Source organism: Novosphingobium sp. P6W (assembly GCF_000876675.2).
Classification (GTDB): domain Bacteria; phylum Pseudomonadota; class Alphaproteobacteria; order Sphingomonadales; family Sphingomonadaceae; genus Novosphingobium.
Genome location: NZ_CP030353.1, coordinates 604131 through 625120, shown reverse-complemented (window position 1 = coordinate 625120; position 20990 = coordinate 604131). Strand labels below are relative to the sequence as shown.

Annotated in this window: 15 protein-coding genes; 6 read left to right on the top strand and 9 right to left on the bottom strand. The window is 67.1% G+C overall.

Annotated elements, in window-relative coordinates; all coding sequences use genetic code 11:
- The first annotated feature begins 4 nt into the window (after nt 1-4).
- On the top strand, nt 5-1237 hold the full coding sequence (locus TQ38_RS19220) for an MFS transporter (RefSeq protein WP_043975729.1): 1233 nt from the start codon (nt 5-7) through the stop codon (nt 1235-1237).
- Entirely contained in the window at nt 1234-2538 is a 1305-nt protein-coding gene (locus tag TQ38_RS19215) for an MFS transporter (protein ID WP_043975727.1), read from the top strand. The genes TQ38_RS19220 and TQ38_RS19215 overlap by 4 nt, the downstream gene beginning before the upstream one ends.
- 37 nt (nt 2539-2575) lie before the next feature.
- Here the strand turns inward: TQ38_RS19215 and TQ38_RS19210 are convergent, their stop codons facing one another.
- Genes TQ38_RS19210 through TQ38_RS19200 form a run of 3 tightly spaced genes read right to left on the bottom strand, consistent with a single transcriptional unit; the run spans nt 2576 to nt 6085 of the window.
- Nucleotides 2576-3577 carry an aldo/keto reductase gene (locus TQ38_RS19210; protein ID WP_043975845.1) on the bottom strand — a complete coding sequence of 334 codons (1002 nt, stop codon included), beginning with the start codon at nt 3575-3577 and terminating at the stop codon, nt 2576-2578.
- A 4-nt stretch (nt 3578-3581) separates the two neighbouring features.
- The gene (locus TQ38_RS19205) at nt 3582-4421 is read right to left on the bottom strand and encodes an amidohydrolase (protein WP_043975726.1); all 840 of its coding nucleotides are present in this window, start codon (nt 4419-4421) and stop codon (nt 3582-3584) included.
- The gene (locus TQ38_RS19200) at nt 4418-6085 is read right to left on the bottom strand and encodes a glycoside hydrolase family 28 protein (protein ID WP_052505735.1); all 1668 of its coding nucleotides are present in this window, start codon (nt 6083-6085) and stop codon (nt 4418-4420) included. Before TQ38_RS19200 ends, TQ38_RS19205 begins: the two co-directional genes overlap by 4 nt.
- A 114-nt stretch (nt 6086-6199) precedes the next feature.
- Here TQ38_RS19200 and TQ38_RS19195 point away from each other — a divergent pair, with 114 nt between their 5' ends.
- Genes TQ38_RS19195 through TQ38_RS19180 form a run of 4 tightly spaced genes read left to right on the top strand, consistent with a single transcriptional unit; the run spans nt 6200 to nt 13114 of the window.
- Nucleotides 6200-7048, top strand: coding sequence for a fumarylacetoacetate hydrolase family protein (locus TQ38_RS19195; RefSeq protein ID WP_043975724.1), 849 nt, complete (start codon nt 6200-6202; stop codon nt 7046-7048).
- A gap of 57 nt (nt 7049-7105) precedes the next feature.
- Nucleotides 7106-7834: an SDR family oxidoreductase gene (locus TQ38_RS19190; RefSeq protein WP_043975723.1), complete on the top strand. Its 729-nt coding sequence runs from the start codon at nt 7106-7108 to the stop codon at nt 7832-7834.
- A gap of 37 nt (nt 7835-7871) precedes the next feature.
- Nucleotides 7872-9893 carry a right-handed parallel beta-helix repeat-containing protein gene (locus tag TQ38_RS19185; protein ID WP_043975722.1) on the top strand — a complete coding sequence of 674 codons (2022 nt, stop codon included), beginning with the start codon at nt 7872-7874 and terminating at the stop codon, nt 9891-9893.
- Nucleotides 9890-13114 carry an alpha-L-rhamnosidase gene (locus TQ38_RS19180; protein ID WP_043975720.1) on the top strand — a complete coding sequence of 1075 codons (3225 nt, stop codon included), beginning with the start codon at nt 9890-9892 and terminating at the stop codon, nt 13112-13114. The genes TQ38_RS19185 and TQ38_RS19180 overlap by 4 nt, the downstream gene beginning before the upstream one ends.
- A 57-nt stretch (nt 13115-13171) precedes the next feature.
- On the opposite strand, the gene TQ38_RS19175 is transcribed toward TQ38_RS19180, so the two are convergent.
- The 6 genes from TQ38_RS19175 to TQ38_RS19150 form a co-directional block, all read right to left on the bottom strand.
- On the bottom strand, nt 13172-15250 hold the full coding sequence (locus TQ38_RS19175) for a glycoside hydrolase family 2 protein (protein WP_052505734.1): 2079 nt from the start codon (nt 15248-15250) through the stop codon (nt 13172-13174).
- A gap of 10 nt (nt 15251-15260) precedes the next feature.
- Complete coding sequence (locus TQ38_RS19170; protein ID WP_043975719.1) at nt 15261-16886, bottom strand: glycoside hydrolase family 28 protein; 1626 nt, start codon at nt 16884-16886, stop codon at nt 15261-15263.
- 64 nt (nt 16887-16950) lie between these two features.
- Nucleotides 16951-18081: an FMN-dependent L-lactate dehydrogenase LldD gene (gene lldD, locus TQ38_RS19165; protein ID WP_043975717.1), complete on the bottom strand. Its 1131-nt coding sequence runs from the start codon at nt 18079-18081 to the stop codon at nt 16951-16953.
- On the bottom strand, nt 18078-18884 hold the full coding sequence (locus tag TQ38_RS19160; RefSeq protein ID WP_043975715.1) for an adenylyl-sulfate kinase: 807 nt from the start codon (nt 18882-18884) through the stop codon (nt 18078-18080). Before TQ38_RS19160 ends, lldD begins: the two co-directional genes overlap by 4 nt.
- Nucleotides 18868-19827: a D-glycerate dehydrogenase gene (locus tag TQ38_RS19155; RefSeq protein WP_043975713.1), complete on the bottom strand. Its 960-nt coding sequence runs from the start codon at nt 19825-19827 to the stop codon at nt 18868-18870. The genes TQ38_RS19160 and TQ38_RS19155 overlap by 17 nt, the downstream gene beginning before the upstream one ends.
- Complete coding sequence (locus TQ38_RS19150; protein ID WP_205316191.1) at nt 19824-20990, bottom strand: fumarylacetoacetate hydrolase family protein; 1167 nt, start codon at nt 20988-20990, stop codon at nt 19824-19826. The genes TQ38_RS19155 and TQ38_RS19150 overlap by 4 nt, the downstream gene beginning before the upstream one ends.

The window sequence follows — 20990 nt, the reverse complement described above, 5'->3', positions numbered from 1 at the left end:
GGCCATGCTGAACGCCATTCTTCCCGTGCGCAGCCTGCTGCTCGCCATCTTCATCCTGATGGCGGGCGGCGGCTTCATGAACACGCTGGTAAGCGTGCGGCTTGAACGCGCGGGCAGCGGGACGCTGGCGATCGGACTGGTCGGCACTGCCTATTTCGCCGGGCTGGTGGCGGGATCGCTGCGCGCGCCTGCGCTGCTGCGCCGGATCGGCCACATCCGCGCGTTCGCCGCCTTCGTCGCGGTGCTCAGCGCCAGCACTCTGGCTTATGCGATCCACAGCGATGCCTTGTTCTGGGGCGTCCTACGCTTTGCCGACGGCATATGCCTTGCGGGGATCTACGTCTGCCTGGAAAGCTGGCTCAACGAGCGGGCTGAGGGCGCGGGGCGGGGTAGCGTGCTGGCGGGGTACATGATCGCGCTTTATGGCGGGCAGGCGATCGGCCAGTTCACCCTCAACCTGGGCGAGACTTCGCCGACGATGCCGCTGATGGTCGGTTCGATCCTGATCTCGCTGGCGGCAGTGCCGGTCGTGTTGACCCGCATCGCCGCGCCCGCACCGGGAGAAGCCACTTCGTTATCGTTCCGCGAGCTTTACGCGGTTTCCCCGCTGGGCATCGTCGGCGCGTTCATGACCGGGGTGATGCTGGGCGCATTCTACGCGATGGGCGCGGTCTATGCGCGCAGGTCCGGGCTGGACCTTGCCGGGACGGCGCTGTTCATCAGCGTCGTGATTATGGGCGGCGTTGCCTTGCAATGGCCGCTCGGCCGCCTGTCGGACCGGATGGACCGGCGCAAGGTGATCGTTATCGGCTTTGCCGGGACACTTGCCGCCAGCCTCGCCATCGCGCTGACCACGGGCACGGCGCCGCTGATGATCTTCGGCGCTCTGTTCGGGGGACTCAGCTTCGCCCTTTATCCGCTGTGCGTGGCCCATACCAACGACCACCTTTCGCCGGAGCAGCGGGTCGCCGCCAGTGGCGGGCTGGTCCTGCTCTATTCGCTGGGCGCGGCGCTCGGGCCTTCGCTTGGCGCATTGGCGATGACCGTGGTCGGCACGGCGGGGCTTTTCCTGTTCGTGGCCGCCTGCGCCGGGGCCGCGCTTGCCTTCGGGCTGTGGCGGCAGGTCAGGTCCGAGCCGGTGCCCGCCCATCTTCAGGAAAGCTACGTCGTGCTGCCGCGCACGACGCCCATGTCCGCCGCGCTCGATCCGGTCGCCTCGGAAGAAAGCACGCCATGACCGCCGCCAATGCCCCATCCGCGATGTCTCCCGCCGTCCTTCACCGCGCCATCGCCGCCTCCGCGATCGGCAATGCGACCGAGTGGTTCGACTATGGCATCTATGCCTACGGCGTGAGCTACATCGCCGCTGCCCTGTTTCCCGGAGAAACGTCCGAGGCGACGCTGTTCGCTCTCGCCACTTTCGCGATCTCGTTTCTGGTGCGGCCGCTGGGCGGGTTTTTCTGGGGGCCGCTGGGGGACAGGTATGGGCGCAAGGCGGTGCTGGGCATCACCATCGTGATGATGGCGGCTGCCACGGTGGCGGTGGGGCTGATCCCTTCCTACGCTATGATCGGCATGTCGGCACCGGTGCTGCTGATCGTCCTGCGCATGGTGCAGGGTTTCTCGACCGGCGGGGAATACGGCGGCGCGGCGATCTTCATGGCCGAATATGCGCCCGATGCGAAACGCGGCTTTTACGGCAGCTTCCTGGAGGTCGGCACGCTGGCGGGCTTCTGCGCGGGGGCACTGCTGATGCTGGGCTTCTCGCTGCTGCTGGGCGAGGGCGCCATGCGCGACTGGGCCTGGCGCCTGCCGTTCCTGCTGGCCGGGCCGCTGGGCTTCGTGGGCGTCTACCTGCGTTCGCGCATGGCCGAGACGCCGCTGTTCCTCGAAGCCGAGCAGCGTGAGGAGGCCGCCGCCAGCGCTTCCCCCTTGCGCGATCTGTTCGCCCGTCACCGCACCGCGCTGCTGGCGATGGGCGGGCTGGTGGTGGCGCTCAACGTCGTGAACTATACGCTGCTGAGCTACATGCCGACTTATCTGGAGCGCCGCCTGGGTCTTTCCACCGATGCGGCGCTGGCGGTGCCGATCGCGGGCATGGTGTTCATGATGATGCTGCTGCCCTTCGCGGGCGCGCTGTCCGACCGGATCGGGCGCAAGCCTCTGTGGCGTTTTTCGCTGATCGGGCTGATCGTGGCGGTGGTGCCGCTCTATCACCTGATGGGGCTGGGACTGGCGGGCGCGGTGATTGGCTATGCACTGCTTGGCATGCTCTACGTGCCGCAACTGGCGACGATATCGGCGACGTTCCCTGCCTTTTTCCCCACCAGCGTGCGTTTCGCCGGGTTCGCGGTGGCTTACAACGTATCGACATCGCTGTTCGGCGGCACCGCGCCGGCCTTCAATTCAGCGCTGATCGAGCTGACCGGCAACTCGATGATGCCGGCCTGGGTTATGATCGCGGCCTGCCTCGTCGGCCTGGCGGCGCTGCGCTTCACGCCCGAGACGGCAGGCAAGCCACTGGGCGAGGTTCGCTGACACCGGCAACCGATGCGCCTGAGGTGTCAGCGAGGCGTCAGGCTACCGGGCCTGGGAGGGCGATCAGTTCGCATTCGGCAAGGGCGGTCCAGAACGCCTCGGGGATCGGGCTGGCCATCAGCGTTACCGCCGTTTTCAGTTCCGCAGGCGTGGCCATGCCCGGAATCACGGCGTCGATAACGGGATGGCGCAGCGGGAACTGGAGGGCGGCTGCAGCCAGCGGCACGGCGAAGTCCGCGCAGATATCCTCAATGCGGCCAACTCTCTCGATGATCTGCGCGGGGGCTGCGCCATATTCGTAAGGGGCCGGCGCGGCGTGCCTGACGCCTCTGGCAAGGATCCCCGAATTGAACGGTGCCCCGGCGACGACCCGGACCCCGCGCGCGGCGCAGAGCGGGAAGAGGCGCTCTTGGGGCGACTGTTCGAGCAGCGTGTAGCGACCGGCCAGCAGGATCACATCAAGGTCCGCATGGCCCAGCACTTCCTCGCAGACCGCGACCTCGTTGACGCCCAGACCGATGGCCCTGACCGCGCCGCTATCGCGCAATTCGCGCATGGCACGCAGCCCTCCGCCGAGAAACTCCTGCATGCGCCGGGCATGGTCGGCGCCGTGCGCGTAGCTGCCGATGTCGTGGGCGAGCAGGATGTCGATCGACGGGCGTTTCAACCGTGCAAGGCTGTCCTCATAGGATCGCATGACGGCGTCGTAACTGTAGTCGAATACGCTCTCGAACGGTTCTGGCGAGACGAAGCCCTGCCGCACGGCCGTTAAGTCCGCCTCCGGCGCCGGGGCCAGGCGGCGGCCTACTTTGGTCGAGACGATCGCCTCGCCGCCCGGATCCAGCACGGCGAGAGCTTCGCCGAGCCGCTTTTCACTCAGGCCGAAGCCGTAATGCGGTGCGGTGTCGAAATAGCGCAGACCCGCCTGCCAGGCAGCCTCGATCACGGTGCGCGCGTCGTCCTCGCTTATCGGGCGGTAGAGGTTGCCCACCGCCGCCGCGCCGAAGCCCAATTTGCCGGGGAAAAGTTGCACGGCCATTCCTTCAACCGAGTCCATAGAATTCACGGGCGGCGCCTTCCAGCAGGCGGGTGCTCCCGGCCTCGCCGATATCGCCTGCGAGCATCAGGGCATCCTTGATCCAGTCCGCATAGCTGTCGCCCATGTGCAGCAGCACCGGCCAGTCGCTTCCCCACATCGTGCGCACACCGAAGCAGGCGAGGATATGCGTGACATAAGGCGCGAGGAGGGCGGGGTCCTGACCCTGCCGCTGCTGCGTGCGCAGGCCTGAAAGCTTGCACCAGACGTTGGGAAAGCTAGCCAGAGCGGCCATGTCGTCTCGCCACGGATCGAGCATCAGGTTGGCGGCATCGGGCTTGCCGCCATGGTCGATGACGATCTGCAACCCGGGCCATTGCCGGGCGAAGCGGGCCAGCGCGGGCAAATGGCGCGGCTCCACCAGCGCATCGAAGCACAGGCCATTTGCGATCATCGCCTGGATGGCAGGGCGCAGCGCATCGCCCGTGATCCATTCGCTGTCGGCGATGGCCTGTAACATCGGGCGCAGGCCCAGGCATTTCGGCCGGGCGGCAAGCTGGCCAACACGCGCGGGAGCGTCGGCGGCGTCCAGCGCCGCCCAGGCAACTATGCCCAGCACCACCGGATCGCTGGCGGCAGCTTCGAACATCCAGTCGGTGTCGCGGTCATCGGGCTGCGACTGCACCAGCACGGTGCCGGCAAGGTCGACCCCGGCGACTGCGGCGGCAAGGTCCTGCGGCAGGAAGTCGCGGTGCAGCAGGGGCCAGTCGGCATCTGGCCAGGCGCATTCCGGCGCATCGATGCGCCAGAAATGCTGGTGGGAATCGAGGACGCGGCGCCGGGTCATGTCATGGTCTGCAGGTTACCGAGGGCGGCGCGGGAAGTCTTGTCCATCGAGATCATCCTTTCACGCGGCTGCGGCGAGGTTACCCCGTCGATCAGGGCGCTTTCGACATGGCGCAGGGCAATGGTCGGACGCGCATCCGGGGTTTCCAGGCGGAAATCGCAGCCGCGCACGGTCAGTCGGCGCGCATGGCGGGCGTAGAGGCCGTGGGCGGGCAGCGTCTTCAGGTAGCTCACCTCAAGGCTGGTCTCGCGCCGGTACTCGGGTTCGCGCTGTGCATCGGCGTCGGTGCCGCCTCCTCGCGCGGTTACGCGGATGTCGCGGAAGCTCACGTCCTCTACCGGACCGTCGGCGATGCCCTCCACGCCGCAGGGGAATGCCGCCTTGGCGCCGGATACTTCGATGCCGTCGAAGCTGATCCGGCGGACGGCGCCCGGCAGTGTGCCGCGCGGCGCGCGCATTCGGGCAGCGTGATGGACGAAAAGGGGGTGGTTGACCGGGTCGCGCAGGATCACGCCCGAGACGCTCACGTCTTCCAGAGTGCCGCCGTCGACGATGCCGACAAGGATACCCCGGCTTGCGGTGCATATACAGTCCGCGATGCGCACGTTGCGAAATCCGCCGTTGGTTTCAGTGCCCAGCTTGATGCGGCCCAGCGGCCCAAGCCCATCGGGGGAACGGTATTCGGAAGGGCGATAAGTGCCGTCAAGCAGCGAGCCCATGGCGAAACCGCTGGTTCGGCAGCCGGCGATCAGGATGTTCTCGCAAGGGACCGCGCGGCCCATAGCAAAGCTGCTTTTGAGGACGATGGCGTCGTCCTTGGGCGCATTGACCAGGCAGTTGGTTACCCGCACGTCGCGGCAGCAGTCGATGTCGATCCCGTCACGGTCGGTGTCCACCGTCAGGCCGTCTATTACCAGGTTGGAGCAGCCATGGGCGATCACGCCGAAATGCCCGCCTTGCAGGATGGTGAAGCCTTCAAGCCTGACGTTGCGGCAATTCATCAGGCCGATGGTCTTGTTGGCGCGGCCGACCTGAGCCGCTTCCGCCTCGTCCCGCAGCGCGAGTTCGCGGGGGCTGATGCCGAGCGCGGCGGCGGATTGCCAGTTTGCCCGGGCATGCCAGCGATCGCCCGGTCCTTCGCGGTCCAGCCCAAGCCCATGCAGCATGCCTTCGCCGACAATCGAGGCGTTGGCGATGCCGTCGGCGGAAATCAGGCTGTTGCGGACATGGGTGATGCCGAAGTCCTGGAACTGCTCCTCAAGGTAGTTTTCCGGGGCATCGTAGTGACGCCCGTGCGTGCCGGGATCGGCGGCGACGATGACCGCGCCGGCTGCCAGCCACAGCGTCACATTGTCTCGCAGCCGGATCGAGAAGCACAGGTAGCGCCCGGCGGGGACCATCACCGCGCCTCCGCCGCCTGCGGCTGTCGCTTCGATGGCGCGGTTGATGGCAGGGGTGTCGATCGCGGCGCCGTCCCCGCGCGCGCCGAAAGTCCGCACGTCCGCGATTGGCCCCTGTGCAAAGGGAGCGCTGCGCTCACCTTCCGCCGCGAAGGCAGGCAATGCTGCCAGTGCGCCCAGTCCGGCAAGGGCTGCGCGCCGTCCGAACAGCGCCGCTCCGCTGAGATGACCGCCCTCGCGCAAGATTGCCTCGTTCCCTTTCATGCCCGCTCCTGAATCCTCCGCGCCTCTTGCGCACGAGATAAACATACGACATCATACAACATCGCAAGCGGCTGTCCATGCCGCTGATCGGTATTGATGGAAAGGATGCCAAGAATGAAACTGTGCCGCGTTGGGGAACCCGGAAGCGAGCGCCCTGCGATGATCGATGCCGATGGCGGCATCCGCGATCTTTCTGCCCATGTGACCGACATCGATGGTGCCGTGCTGGGCGCCGAAGGGCTGGCCCGCATTGCGGCGATCGACCCGGCATCGCTGCCGCTGATCGACGGAGCGGTGCGTTACGGCGCCTGCGTGGCAGGGACGCGCCAGTTCGTCGCCATCGGCCTCAACTATGCCGACCATGCGGCCGAATCGAACCTGCCGATCCCGGATGAGCCAGTGGTGTTCAACAAGTGGGTGACCTGCATCCAGGGCCCGAACGACCCGGTGACGATCCCCGGCGGCTCGCGCAAGACCGACTGGGAAGTCGAACTCGGCGTCGTCATCGGCGCCCAAGCATACCGCGTGGACGAGGCTTCGGCGCTCGATCACGTCGCGGGTTACTGCGTAATCAACGATGTGTCCGAGCGCGAGTGGCAGCAGGAACGCGGCCAGACCTGGGACAAGGGCAAGGGCTTCCCCGGCTTTGGTCCGGTCGGCCCGTGGATGGTGACCGCTGACGAGGTGGGCGATCCGCAGGCGCTGTCGATGTGGCTCGAAGTCAACGGCAAGCGGGTGCAAAACGGCAGTTCGTCGACGATGATCTTCACGGTCGCGCAGATCGTTTCCTACCTCAGCCAGTTCATGACTCTGATGCCCGGCGACATCATCACCACCGGCACGCCTCCCGGCGTGGGCTTGGGCCAGAAGCCGGAACCCTGGTACCTCAAGGCCGGAGACGTCGTCACGCTTGGCATCGAGAAACTGGGCGCGCAGCGTCAGGAGTTCGTTGCGGCCGATTGACAGGGTTCGCCTCATGCGCTTAATTCATCATACATATTATGTAAGAAGGAAGAGGGCATGGGGCGTCTAGCTGGAAAAACCGCGCTGGTAACGGCTGCCGGGCAGGGAATCGGCAGGGCCAGCGCGGAGGCTTTCCTGCGCGAAGGTGCGCGGGTGATCGCAACGGATATCCGTGCCGAACCACTCGCCGATTTCGCAGGCGCGGAGACGCTGGTGCTCGACGTGACCGACCCCGCGGCAGTGCTGGCCGTGGCCGAAGCGCACCGCGACGTGGACGTGCTGTTCAACTGCGCGGGCTTTGTCCATCCCGGCACCATCCTCGATTGCGACGAGGATGCCTGGGCTTTCTCGAACACGCTCAATGTTACCGCGCAGTACCGAATGATCCGCGCCATATTGCCAAACATGATCGCCATGGGGCGCGGTTCGATCATCAACATGTCGTCGGTCGCCTCCAGCGTGAAGGCGGTGCCGAGCCGCTTTGCCTATTCCGCCACCAAGGCGGCGGTGGTCGGGCTGACCAAATCGGTCGCGGTGGATTTCGTGACCAAGGGCATCCGCTGCAACGCCATCTGCCCGGGCACGGTGGAGACGCCCTCGCTGCTGCAACGGCTCCACGATACCGGCGATTTCGACAAGGCCTATGCCGAGTTCACGGCAAGGCAGGCCATGGGCCGCTTTGGGCGGCCTGAGGAACTGGCGGCGCTGGCGGTCTACCTCGCATCCGACGAATCCGCCTTCACCACCGGCACGGTCAACGTCATCGACGGCGGCTGGACGAACTGACCGCGGCCACCGCGGCACAATAACAAGGGAGAGGAATATGATCGAGGGCCGCCGCATCGCGCGCCACCTGGCCTGGCTTGCCGCCGGAGCCAGCAGCCTGCCGGCAATCGCGCAGGACCGGGCAGAGCCCTCGGGCGTTGAAATTCATGTCTCGGCGCAGGGCAGCGATCGCAGCCCCGGCACCCAGGCGCGCCCGGTGCTCACCCTGACGCGGGCGCAGGCACTGGTGCGCCAAAGCAATGCCAGGTCGGACGTGACCGTGCTGGTGGGCGAGGGCACGTACCGGCTCACCGCGCCGCTGCTTTTCCGGGCTGCGGACGGCGGCCGCAATGGCCACACCGTCACCTGGAAGGCGGCGCAGGACGCGCATCCGATGCTGTCCGGCGGCATGGCGGTCACCGGTTTCAAGCCTTTCGATGCCGAGCGGCGGATCTGGGTGGCCGATGTGCCCAAAGGCGCCGACACCCGTCAGGTCTGGGTCGACGGTACTTTGGCGGAGCGGCCCTGGCTCGAAATCCGCGCAGCGGACGTGAAGTTCGATGCGCAGGGTTTCACGGTGACCAATCCCAAGCTGGAATGGCTGTCCAAACTGGCACGGCCCGGCCGCGTGGAACTGGAAGCGACCGGCTTTTTCACTGACCGTTTCTCCCCGGTGAAGAGCATTGCCGGCACGCGCGTCACCATGCGCCAGCCCGCCTGGGACAACAACACCTGGGGCTACGACACGATCTCGAAGCCGATCTTCGCCGATGACAGCCGCCTGTTCCTCGTCAATGCGGTGGAGTTCATCGGCAAGGCCAACGAATGGCATTCGCGCCCCTACCAGTGGGTGATCGATCCCGAAGCGGGCAAGCTCTACTTGCGGATGGGACTGGACGAGGACATCGCGAAGCGCGAAGTGATCGTGCCGCGCCTCGAAACGCTCGTCTCGATCGCCGGCACGCCCGATGCGCCGGTGGAGCGCCTGCGCTTCGAAGGGCTGCGCTTCTCGCATACCAGCTGGCTCGGCCCGTCGCGCGATACCGGCTATGCCAACCAGCAGAGCGGGGCATTCCTGTTCGAAACCTCGCCGATCCGTCCCGCCGATGCCTGGGAGAGTTGCGGCTGGGGCTGCGTCGAATTCGAATCGATGCGCCAGAAGTGGCACCAGATGCCCGCTGCCGTACAGGTCGCCGCCGCGCGTGACGTAACGTTCTCTGGCAATACGTTTTCGCAGCTGGGCCAGATCGCGCTGGGCATAGGCAATGATGCCAATGCCAACCTTTCCGGCGTGGGGCTGGCGGCGCAAGGCATCCGCGTCACCCGCAACCGCTTCGCCGTGCTTTCCGGCAGCGCGATCATGGCGGGCGGCATACGGCTGGATGCGCACCATCCCGATGACCCGAAGCTGGTCAACCGCGACCTCGCGATAGAGGACAACACGGTGGCCACTGTCAGCCAGGACTACCGCGACAACGCCGCGATCCTCACCACATATGTCAGCGGCGCGCGCATCGCCCACAACGACATCACCGATGCGCCTTACGACGGCATAGCGGTGGGCTGGGGCTGGGGCTACAACGACGCGGGCGGCAATCCGAACTATGACGAGAACGCCAAGGGCTACGTCCACAACCGCAAGTTCACCACGCCCACGACCCTGCGCGACACCGTGATCGAGGGCAATCGCATCCATGGCGTGAAGACGTGGTTCATGGACGGCGGCGCAATCTACAACCTTTCCGCCAACCCCGGCGCGGTGATCCGGGGCAACCACATCTTCGACATCGGCAACCGCATCGCCATCTACCTCGACGAAGGTTCGAAACACTTCAACATCACCGGAAACGTGGTCGAGACGGGCGGGAAGTGGCTCAACATCAACACAGCGGGGGCGATGTACCGCCGGCGCATCTCCACTGATAATGTGGCGAGCGGTAACTGGCACACGGTCAACACCACCGGCGGGCGCTGGCTGGAGGAGATCGGCAACGTCGAGCGGGACAATCGCCTCGTCCCCGACCGCAACTGGCCGGCCGAGGCCCGCGCGGTCATCGACGGCGCCGGAGTGCGGCCATGAGCGGGCCCGGCGAAGGAATCGACCGCCGCGCCCTCCTGAAGGGCGCGGGCGCAATCGGCGCGGCGGCCGGAGTGCCGCTGGGGCCGGCGATGGCGCAAGCCGGGCCGGGCCTGCGCATCATCGACTTGCGCGCCGACGGGCTGGTCGATCCGATCGGGCTGGATCAGCAGGACGTGCGCCTTTCATGGCGTCTTGAAAGCGACCGGCGCGGTGTGGTCCAGGCGCGCTGCGAGGTTCAGGCGGCGTCGAGTTTGGCGCTGCTCGAAGCGGGAAAGCCCGACTTGTGGCATGCCGGGGAAGTGCTGACCCAGCGCAGCATGGATATGGGCTGGCTCGGCGCTGCGCTGAAATCGCGCCAGAAGGTGTATTGGCGGGTGCTGGTGCGCGACGACGCCGGTGGCCGCGCGCAAAGCCCCGTGGCGACTTTCGAAATGGGCCTGCTGGACGAAGCGGACTGGCAGGCGAAGTGGATCGAGGCCGAAACCGACCTTGAGCGCGCCGATCGCTCTGCCGGTCTCGCGTGGATGCGCGGCGACCGGACCGAGGATGACAGCCCGCGCTACTTCCGCTTGGCCTTCGATCTCGACAAGGCGGGCGAGGTCACGCTGTTTACGATCGCCAACTTCAAGTCAACGCTGTGGCTCGACGGGAAGCAGGTGGAAGTGCCGGTGGGCTTCAAGCGCTTCGGCATCGACCCGGTGGCGGTGACGGCGCTCAACCTTGATGCGGGGCGGCATGTTCTGGGCTTTCGGGTCGAAAATCCGCGCGGTTTCAACGGCCCGAAGATCCATGAGATTGCCGCTGCGGCAATGATCCGCGCCGGCGCCCGGCGGATCATCAGCGAGGGCATGCGTACGGCAACGCACGCTCCGCAGGACTGGGCTGCACCCGGTTTCGACGATGACGGGTGGCAGGTGGCGGCGCGCTCCGTCCATCAGCCGCAGGCTTGGCCACGTGCCGGCGCTTATATGTTGCGGCGCGATTTTCGCATCGCCAAGCCGGTCGCGCAGGCGCGGCTGCGCATGACCGCGCTGGGTGCCTATGCGGCGCAGATCAACGGCGAGCGGGTGAGCGAAGCCTGCTTGGCCCCTGAAAGCAGCGATTTTCGCATCACCGCGCTCTATCGCAATTACGATGTGACCAAGCTGCTGCGCCCCGGCGCCAATGCGATCGGCGCGCTGCTGGGAGAGGGCTGGTACGGCAGCTATCACGCCCCGGCCGGACGCTATGCTTTCGGTGATCCGCCGCTGCGCCTTTTCGCGCAGCTTGAGATCGAGCACACGGACGGCACCCGCTCGCTGGTGACGACCGATGGCGACTGGCAGCTTCGCCCTGAAAGCCCGGTGACGCAGGCCGAAATCTATTACGGCGAGGATTATGACGCCCGGCTTGAGCAGCCCGGCTGGTCCAGCCCCGGCTTTCGCGGCAAGGGCTGGGTGCCGGCGCGCATCGGCAAGGCGCCGCCTTGTGCGCTTGTCGCCCACGTATCGCCGCCGCTGCTGCCGATCGAGCGGCTGGCGCCCAAATCCATTACCAGCGTTGGCGCCGGTACCGGGGGGGACCGGTATGTCGTCGATTTCGGTCAGAACTTCGCGGGCTGGGCGCGGATCAAGGTGAGGGGAAGCGCGGGGCAGCAGGTGTCCTTGCGCTTTGCCGAAATCCTGGGCGCGGATGGCGCGGTCGATCAGGCAAACCTGCGCTCGGCGCGGTGTGCGTGCCTTTACACCCTGCGCGGCGATCCGGCAGGCGAGGTCTACGAGCCGCAATTCACCTATTTCGGTTTCCGCTATGTCGAGGTCAGCGGACTTGACCGTGCACCCACGCCGGAGGAGATCACCGGCATCGTCGTGTCGAGCGCGCTGCCCGAGACGGGCCGGCCGCTGATAGAGAATCGCATCATCCAGGGCCTGTTGCAGAACAGTCGCTGGAGCCAGCGCTCCAACTTCTTCGGCGTGCCCACCGACTGCCCCCAGCGCGACGAGCGGCTGGGCTGGACGGGGGATGCCAACGTGTTCTGGGACGCCGCCGCCTTCGCCATGGACGTCGGGCCCTTCACCCGCCGCTTCATGGGCGATATGCGCGATGCGCAGGGCCCGCGCGGCGAGTTTCCCGATTACGCACCGTCGGGCTGGCGCGACCAGTTGCTGGGCGCATCGCCGGGCTGGGCGGATGCCGGGGTGATCCTGCCCTGGACGGTGTGGCAGCGCTACGGCGACACCGCCATCGTCGACCGCAACTGGTCGGCGATGAGCCGCTACATGCAGTTCATCGCCCAGAACAACCCGGACCACGTCTGGCGCAAGCTGCGCGGCTACGACTACGGCGATTGGGTGGCCCTGGACGCCAAGGAGCCGGGTGACGAGACGACGCCCAAGGACCTCATCGCCACGGCCATGTGGAAGCGTTCCGCCGATGCGATGGCGGATATGGCGCGCGCCTCAAAACGCCTGCCCGAGGCGGTGCGCTACGAGCAGCTTTCCCGAGACATTGCCGCCGCTTTCGCCGCTGCATTCGTCCAGCCGGACGGCAGCATCGGCAACGGTTCGCAATGCGGTTATATCCTCGCTTTGCGTTTCGGCCTTGTGCCCGAGGCGCAGCGCAAAACGGCGACGGCCCGGCTGGTTGCCGATATCCGCAGGCGCGGCACTCTCCTTTCGACCGGGTTCCTTGGCACGCCGTTCAGCCTGGACGCCCTGGCCGATCAGGGCGAGCACGGGCTGGTCTACGACCTGCTGCTGCGCACGGCCTTCCCTTCATGGGGCTACATGATAGCCAAGGGCGCGACCACGATCTGGGAACGGTGGAACGCCGACATGGTCGATGCCTCCATGAATTCCTACAACCACTATGCGCTGGGCGCGGTGGCGGGCTTCGTTTTCCGCCGTATCGCCGGCATCGACCCGGTAGAGGCCGGCTTTCTGAAGTGGCGCTTCGATCCCGTGCTCGACCCGCGCCTGCCGCGCGGCGGTGCGATCTACGATAGCGTGCTGGGCCGCATCGTCACAGACTGGCGGGCCGAGCCGGGCCGCTTCGAGGCGCGCATCACGGTGCCCGCCAATTCGCGCGCCGAAATCTGCCTGCCTGCCCCATCCGCCGAGGCAATCCGTGAAGGCGGGAGATCTTTGGCCGGCGCACCGGGCCTCGAAGTTGTTGGCCTGCGGGGCGACCGTTTCGTCGTCGAGGCAGGCTCGGGCGAATACCGCTTCACCGTCGCCGGCTGATCCCGATTACCCCCCCGACTGGAGGCCGTCCGCCGATGCGGGCGGCCCCTTTTTCGTTCAGGGTCGCGTCGTCCAGGTCCAGTCCACCGCGTCTGCCAGCGCGGAGCCCGCCCGCGCCTCGACACGGTTGGCGCCTGCTGCCAGATCGATCGGCCAGGCGGCGATGTGATCGTCCACCGGCACCTTGACCCATGGCGCACCGTTCAGCCGCAGTTCGATTTCGGGCTGGTTGGTAAAGACCTGCACGGTTACCCGCGCGGTGCGCTTGTTGGTATCCCGGCTGCTGGCGATGTGCAGCATCGGCCGGTCCGACCAGTTGGCCTGATACCAGTACCAGGCATCCTTGCGGACCTTGCGGTCCTCGCTCACCAGACCCTTGTCGTTGATCGCGGGGCGGTCGCCTTCGTTGCGCTTGAACGACGGGAAATCGATCCCGACCCACACGAAGGTCGACCACAGGAACGGGCGCTTCTTCATTTCGCGCCAGTGCTTGATATGGAAGTCGGTCTGGTACTGTTCGGGGTGCCAGTAGCCATTGGATTCCGGGCGCTTCATCACCGGGTCTTCCTGATGCAGTACGCTGGCGCCGGCGCCGTATTCGCTGACGCCGATGGGCCGGCCGGGCAGCTTGGCGTGCAATTCGTCGGCCCAGGGCCCGATATCTTCCGACTTGGTCCAGTACCACCCGAAGTAGCGGTTGTAGGATACCGTGTCGCTGTGCCGGGCGATGGGGTCGGCGTCGTCCAGGCAGCAATGTGCGTATGTGGTCGGGCGCGTGGGATCGAGCGCCTTGGCAGCGGCCTGAAGCTCGGTGAGAATGCGGTTGGATGCTTCGTCGGACTGGCGGATCTCGTTGCCGATGCCCCATAGCGCGACTGACGGGTGGTTGCCGGTCTGCGTGATCAATTCGCGCATCTGCTCGACAAGGTTCTCGCGGAAGGCGGGCGAGGGATCGTGATCGTCGATCAGCGGCACCTCGGTCAGCACCAGCAGGCCCAGTTCGTCCGCGCGTTCATAGACCCGCGCGGGATGCTGCATATGGGCGAGCCGCAGGCCAGTGGCGCCCATTTCGGCGAAGAGGCCAAGGTCCTCGTCGATCTCGGCATCGGTCACCACTGGCCCCCGGCCGAAACGGGTGGGCAGTTGCAGGTTCACCCCGCGCAGCGGATAGGCCGCGCCGTTGAGCAGGAACGTGCCGTCCTTGCGCACCGCCACCGTGCGCACGCCAAGCGGTGCGCTCTGGCTGTCGACGATCCGCCCGCCCTCGCTGACTTCCGTGACGACGCGGTAAAGATAGGGCGCCTTGATGCCCTGCCAGAGCCGCGCATTGCGTAGGGTAAAAGCCTGTTCCAGATCGCTGGACGCCCCGCCCGCAAGCTGGGCGGATCGTGCTGCGCGGGCAACGACCTTGCCCTCGGCGTCGAGGATCCGGCTGGCGACCTCGAAGCGTGCCGGTGACTTGCGGTCGTTACGCAGGGATACGGTCAGGTCGATGGCGGCGTCCCGCCCGGTCAGGGCTGCGGTGCGGACCTTGAGGCCGGGCCCCGCATGGGCCAGCCGGTCGATCGCCAAGGCGTCCGTCTCGATCAGGCCGACCGCGCGGGTGAGGCCGCCAAAGACGTTGAAGTCGCCGTTGAGCGGTGCGATCTGCGTGTCGCGGGCGTTGTCCACTCGCACCGAAAGCACATTGCGGCCTTCGCGCAGCGCTGAAGTGGCGTCGAAGCGAAAGGCGCCGTAACCACCCTTGTGGCCGCCGATCCGGGCGCCGTTGAGCCAGGCTTCGGCTTTCAGCGCCGCGCCGCCGAAGTCCAGCAGGTAGCGCTTGGCGGGCTGGGGCCGGGCTTCGAAGTTCAGCCGATACCACGCCGGGCCGCGATAATAGACGCCTTCGGGTTCGCCGCGCGCCTTGGCACCGCCGATCCCCGAATCCGCCGCATTGTAGGTGTGGGGCACGGTCACGGTCTGCCACGCGGCATCGTCGAAGGCGGGCGCCTCTGCTCCTGCCGCGTCCGTCTTCACGAAATGCCACCCTTCGGCAAGCGCGCGCTCACTGGCGGCCAAAGCCGGGGTGGATACGAAAACGAGCAGCGCGGCGAGCAGGGGCGCGGCGAAATGGCGCGCGGACGTATCAGGCATTGACGACCTTTCAGGCGAGTTTCGCGACATCGCCGATCGCGATGCCGCTGCTGGCTGTGGAACGGACCGCATCGGTGCGGTCGCGGGTCGAGCGCAGGCCCTCGACCACGCCGCCCATGACGTCGTCGAAGACCACGGCGGGACGGGCATCGGGAGCGGCGACATCGAAGGTGACGCCGCGCAAAACCACGTTGCGGGCATGGCGCACATAGAGGCCGTGAGCCGGCAGTGTACCCATGAAACTGGGTTCGAGGCTGGAAGTTGGCCGTTCCGGTATCGCCCGGCGCGCGTCATCGTCGGTTCCGCCGCCTGCCGAACGGACATGGACATTGGCGAAAGTCACATCCTCGATAGGCGCACCGGGGTTGCCGACCACGCCGCAGGGATAGGCAAAGGGCGCGTCCGAGACGTTGATGTCGGAAAAGCGGACCCGTCGGACCCTGGAAGGGCCATTGCCGCGCGGGGCGCGATTGCGGGCGGAAAGGCGCACGAAGATCGGGTGGTTGACGGGACTGCGCAAAGTGATGTTGCTGAAGGTAACGTCCTCCAGAATGCCGCCGTCGATGGCGCCGAGCTGCAATCCGCGCGTGTTTTCGCAGGTGCAGTCGGCGATCAGTATGTTGCGAAAGCCGGTGGCCGAATCCGTGCCTAGCTTGATCCGGCCAAGAACCCCCACATCGTCGACCGAACGATAGGTTGAACGGCGATAGCTGCCATCGACCACGGCGCCCAGATCGTATCCGCTGGTCGTGCAATTGGTGACGATGACGTTCTCGCAGAACACCGGCTCCTGCAGTGCGTAGCTGCTTTTGAGCACGATCGCGTCGTCCTTGGGCGCGTTGACGGTGCAGCCGGTCACCCGCACGTCGCGGCAGCAGTCGATATCGATGCCATCGCGATCGGTGTCGACCGTCAGATTGTCGATGGTCACGCCCTGCGATCCCAGCAGGTAGCATGCGAAATGGCCGCCTTGCAGGATCGTGAAGTCTCGCAGGAGGACATTGCTGCAGCGCTTGAGCGCCACCGCCTTGTTGCCGCGCCCTTCATAGGCCATTTCTCGCGGGCCGGCGCGGCGGGCGGCATCGGCGGAAAGGCCAAGTTCAGCGGGCGATTTCCAACCCGCCACGCCGTGCCAGCGCGGCGCCGGGCCTTCGCGGTCCAGCCCGAGGCCATGGATCAGCCCGCGCCCGATGATCGCCACGTCGCTAAGATCGATCCCATAGATCAGGCTGGTTCGAAAGTGGGCAAGGCCGTAATCGACGAACTGTTCGTCGAAGACGCCTTCGGGCAGGTCGTAGTGCCCCTTGTGGCGGCGCGGATCGGCGGCCTCGATCACGCTGCCGGGCATCAGCAGTAGCGTGATGTGACTGCGCAGCCTGATCGAAAAGCACAGGTAATGGCCTGGCGGAACGACGACAGTGCCCCCGCCTCCGGCGCTGGCGGCGGCGATGGCGCGGTTGAATGCGTCCGAATCGATCGCGGTGCCGTCGCCGATCGCGCCGTAGTCGCGCACGTTGTGGAAGCCTGTCAGCGCGCCCACAGCCCTGACCGGGCCCGCCGCCATCGCGAACGCGGCGCCGAACCCCAGCGCAACCGCGCGGCGGCTGAATTCCGCACGTTCGATCACGCGGACCATCCTGCTCCTCCCCTCCAGATATGTTGTATGATGTATTACATAACTGGAGGGGAGTGCCAAGCCTTCACACGATCATGTCGCGGCCGATCTGGTCTATGGAGGTCACGCCGCTCAGCGCCATGGTGACCTTCATACCTTGGGCGATGAGGTCCAGCAGCTGCGCTACGCCCGCTTCGCCCCCGGCCGCGAGCGCGTAGATATAGGCGCGCCCCAGCAGGACGCCGCGCGCGCCAAGCGCCAGCATACGCACCACGTCGAGCCCCGTGCGCACGCCGCCGTCGACCAGCACCGTCAGCTGGTCTCCCACGGCATCGGCGATGGCGGGCAGGGCTTCGGCGGTGGCGACCGCGCCGTCGAGCTGGCGCCCGCCGTGGTTGGAGACGATCACCCCGTCCGCGCCCAGCCGCACTGCATCGCGCGCATCTTCGGGGTCCAGCACGCCTTTGACGATCATCTCGCCTTTCCAGAAATCGCGGATCCATTCGAGGTCGGACCATGTGATCGAAGGATCGAAGTTGGCGCCCAGCCAGCCGATATAGTCTGCAAGGTCGGTCGGCTTGCCGCGATAGTCGGAGACATTGCCGAGGTCATGCGGGCGGCCGAGCAGGCCGACATCCCAGGCCCAGCGGGGATGGGTCATCGCCTGCAGCATCCGGCGCAAAGGCGCGGCCGGGCCGCTCATGCCCGAATGGGCATCGCGGTAGCGCGCGCCGGGTAGCGGCATGTCCACGGTGAAGACCAGCTTGGTGACGCCCAGCGCCTGCGCCCGTTCCAGCGCGTGGCGCATGAAACCACGGTCCTTCAGAACGTAAAGCTGGAACCAGATCGGCTGGCCGCAGTCCGCGATCACGTCTCCCAGCGGGCAGACGCTGACGGTGGAAAGGATATAGGGCACGCGCGCCTTGCTGGCCGCGCGGGCCACCTGCAGTTCGCCGCGCCGCCGCATCATGCCGCCAAGGCCGATCGGGGCGAGCATCACCGGCATTGCCATCTTCTCACCCAGCAGCTCGGTTTCCAGGCTCAGCGCGGAAACATCGCGCAGGACGCGCTGACGCGGGCGGATCGCGGCGAGAGCGCTGCGGTTGGCGGCCATGGTCTCCTCGCCAAACGCGCCGCCATCGACGTAGTGGAACAGGAAGGGGGGCAGGCGCCGCCGCGCGGCTTCGCGAAAATCGAGCGGAGAGGAGACGATCATGGCTTTTCCTTGAGGCTGCGGTCCGGCGCGAGGTTCAGCACCAGATCGGCGCAGCCGGGCATCTCGGCGAGGATGTGGCGGGTAAGCCGCTCGTAATGCTGGACGAAGCGGTCGAGCCCGGCCTCGTCCATAACCTGGGTTCCCTGGGCTTCTCCGCGCGAGACGCGGGCCCGCAGTTCATCTTCCTGCTGGCCCCGCCAGCCGCGCACGACCGCGAAACCGGGCGCGGCGAGGAGGGCCAGGCGATCAATGCGGGCGAAAAGGTCGGCGTAAGGCCCGGCAAGCAGGGCATTTACGTGGCCTCGCCAGATGCCGTCCGGGTCTTCATCGCGTTCCAGAGCATTGACCGGGCAGGCCAATGCCGCGTCGTCCTGCGCGCGGGCACCTACGCACCAGCCTTCGAAGATCAGCAGGTCGATGCGGCCCGGCACTTCATCGCCCTGCGGGGCGGGTTCGTCGCGGGCCTTGTCGAAGCGGGGCAGGATGACCGGCTGCCCGGCCCGGATCGCATCCAGCAGGGCGATCCCGCGCGCTGCATCATGAGTGCCGGGCACGCCGCGCGTGGCGAAAAGGGGGTGGACGCCGCGTGCCAGTGCGGCGCGGGCGGAGCGGCCAAGGTAGAGGTCGTCAAGCGAGAGGATCGCGGCGCGGCGACCGTCCTTTTCCAGCTGCGCCTTCAGGGCATTGGCAAGCGTCGATTTGCCCGACCCTTGCGAACCGCACAGACCCAGCACCATCGGCCGCTGGGCCTGGTCCAGCCAGGCGCCGGCCGCTGCGGCGACCCGCTCAACCGACGGGGTCAAGCAGCGGCTCGTCGGCGAAGAAGCGGTCCAGATTGTCGGCAACTTTCATGCCCATCGCCGTGCGCGCCTCGATCGTGGCGCTGCCGAGGTGGGGCAGCAGGACGACATTGGGCAGGCCCACCAGCGCGGGATGGACGTTTGGTTCGGCTTCGTAGACGTCGAGACCCGCTGCTGCGATCCGGTGTGCGGCCAGCGCTTCGGCCAGTGCCGCCTCGTCGATCAGGGAGCCGCGCCCGGTGTTCACCACCACGGCGTGGGCCGGCATGCGGGCGAGGAGCGCGGCATCGACCATGTGGCGCGTTTCCGCCCCGCCCGGTGCGTGGAGCGAAAGCACATCGGCGCGCGCGGCCAGTTCGCCAAGGTCGGCGAAGTAGGCATTCGCTGGCATGTCGGGCGCGGGGCGGCGGCTGTGATAGGCGATGCGCATTCCGAACGCTTCGGCCCGTCTGGCCATGGCCCGGGCGATCCGCCCGAAGCCGACGAGGCCCAGCAGCTTGCCGTCCAGCGACTGGCCAAGCAGGTGCGTGGGCCGCCAGCCTGTCCATTCGCCCGCACGCAGTTCGCGCTCTCCCTCTCCAGCGCGGCGCATGGCCGTCAGCATGAGGGTGATGGCGATGTCGGCGGTGGCTTCGGTCAGCACGTCGGGGGTGTTGGTGACGGCAATGCCGCCCTCACGCGCGGCGGCAAGGTCGATGTGCTCGAACCCGGCGCCGTAGTTGCCGACGATCCGGGCGCGGCGCCCCTCCACCGCCAGCACCGCGCGCGTCACCCGGTCGGTCACGGTGGGGCACAGCGCGTCGTGGGTGCGCATCGCTTCGGCCAGATCGGCCTCGGTCAGCGGCTGGTCGGCGGTGTTCAGGGTCGTATCATATCGCGCGGCGAGGCGCGCCTCGACCGCTTCGGGCCAGCGGCGGGTGAGGAAGATCTTCGGCTTTCCGGTCACAGCAGTCCCCGCGCCGCAAGGTTGCGCATCAGCGCGCCGGCGCCAAAGCTCCAGGGCTCGCAGCGATCGGTGGCGGCCACGCGGTTGACCAGGGTGCCAAGCTGCGCGCAGCCGATGCCCACCACGTCGCCCGGCTTGTGGGTGAAGCCGCGCCCCGGATCGTCGCGGTCCTCCGTGGGCGCGAACAGCGTGCCCAGAAACAGCGCCATGCCATCGGGGTAGCGGTGGTGCGCGTTGAGCGCCTGCGCCACCAAATCGGCCGGTGCCCGGCTGATCTCGCGCATTTCCGAACTGCCCTGCATCACGAAGCCATCCTCGCCGGTTACCGTCAGGGTGAGGCTTAGGGTCTCCACCGCAGCAAGGTCAAACTCCCGATCGAAAAGCCGCACGAAGGGGCCGACGGCGGCGGCGGCGTTGTTGTCCTTGGCCTTGCCGAGCAGCAGGGCGGAGCGGCCTTCGACATCGCGCAAATTGACGTCGTTGCCAAGCGCGGCGCCGACGATACGCCCGTCCGAGGCGACGATGAGCACCACTTCGGGCTCAGGGTTGTTCCAGGTCGATGCGGGGTGGACGCCGATGGCGCTGCCTGCCCCCACGCTGGCCATCGGCTGGGCCTTGGTGAAGATTTCGGCGTCCGGGCCGATGCCCACTTCAAGGTACTGGCTCCAGGCACCGGCCTCGATCAGCGTCTGTTTCAGCGCGGCGGCTTCCGGCGAACCGGGCCGCAGGGCGCGCAGATCGTCGCCGACGAGATCGCGGACTTGCGCGCGGATGCCGGCGGCGGCCTCGGGATTACCGCGTGCCCGTTCCTCGATGACGCGTTCCAGCATGGAGGAGACGAACGTCACTCCGGCCGCCTTCACCGCCTGCAGGTCGATGGGCGAAAGCAGCCACGGGCGCGAGGCATCGCGTGTGGCGGGATCGCTGTTGGCGAGCACGTCGGCAAGGCTGCCAAGGTCGGCGCCCGGCGCACTGCGCAGCGCGGACGCGGGGCAGGGCGCCTCGCACAAGTCGCGCGCGGTGGCAAAGCTGGCGGTTACGTCGGTCAGCCGTGCGCCGTCGACGCGCACCAGCGCCGGACCCTGGACGCCGGGCAGCCATACGCGCCCGAACAGCAGGGCCTGCGGATCGGCGGGGAGGATAGCCTGGGGAGAGAGGTCCAT

Bases quoted from the DNA above. Each gene is read 5' to 3' on its own strand.
- TQ38_RS19215 (WP_043975727.1), top strand. From the start codon at position 1,234: ATGACCGCCGCCAATGCCCCATCCGCGATGTCTCCCGCCGTCCTTCAC.
- TQ38_RS19150 (WP_205316191.1), bottom strand. From the start codon at position 20,990: ATGGACCTCTCTCCCCAGGCTATCCTCCCCGCCGATCCGCAGGCCCTG.
- TQ38_RS19195 (WP_043975724.1), top strand. From the start codon at position 6,200: ATGAAACTGTGCCGCGTTGGGGAACCCGGAAGCGAGCGCCCTGCGATG.
- TQ38_RS19170 (WP_043975719.1), bottom strand. From the start codon at position 16,886: ATGGTCCGCGTGATCGAACGTGCGGAATTCAGCCGCCGCGCGGTTGCG.
- TQ38_RS19205 (WP_043975726.1), bottom strand. From the start codon at position 4,421: ATGACCCGGCGCCGCGTCCTCGATTCCCACCAGCATTTCTGGCGCATC.
- TQ38_RS19185 (WP_043975722.1), top strand. From the start codon at position 7,872: ATGATCGAGGGCCGCCGCATCGCGCGCCACCTGGCCTGGCTTGCCGCC.
- TQ38_RS19190 (WP_043975723.1), top strand. From the start codon at position 7,106: ATGGGGCGTCTAGCTGGAAAAACCGCGCTGGTAACGGCTGCCGGGCAG.
- TQ38_RS19175 (WP_052505734.1), bottom strand. From the start codon at position 15,250: ATGCCTGATACGTCCGCGCGCCATTTCGCCGCGCCCCTGCTCGCCGCG.
- TQ38_RS19180 (WP_043975720.1), top strand. From the start codon at position 9,890: ATGAGCGGGCCCGGCGAAGGAATCGACCGCCGCGCCCTCCTGAAGGGC.
- TQ38_RS19200 (WP_052505735.1), bottom strand. From the start codon at position 6,085: ATGAAAGGGAACGAGGCAATCTTGCGCGAGGGCGGTCATCTCAGCGGA.
- TQ38_RS19220 (WP_043975729.1), top strand. From the start codon at position 5: ATGCTGAACGCCATTCTTCCCGTGCGCAGCCTGCTGCTCGCCATCTTC.
- TQ38_RS19210 (WP_043975845.1), bottom strand. From the start codon at position 3,577: ATGGCCGTGCAACTTTTCCCCGGCAAATTGGGCTTCGGCGCGGCGGCG.
- lldD (WP_043975717.1), bottom strand. From the start codon at position 18,081: ATGATCGTCTCCTCTCCGCTCGATTTTCGCGAAGCCGCGCGGCGGCGC.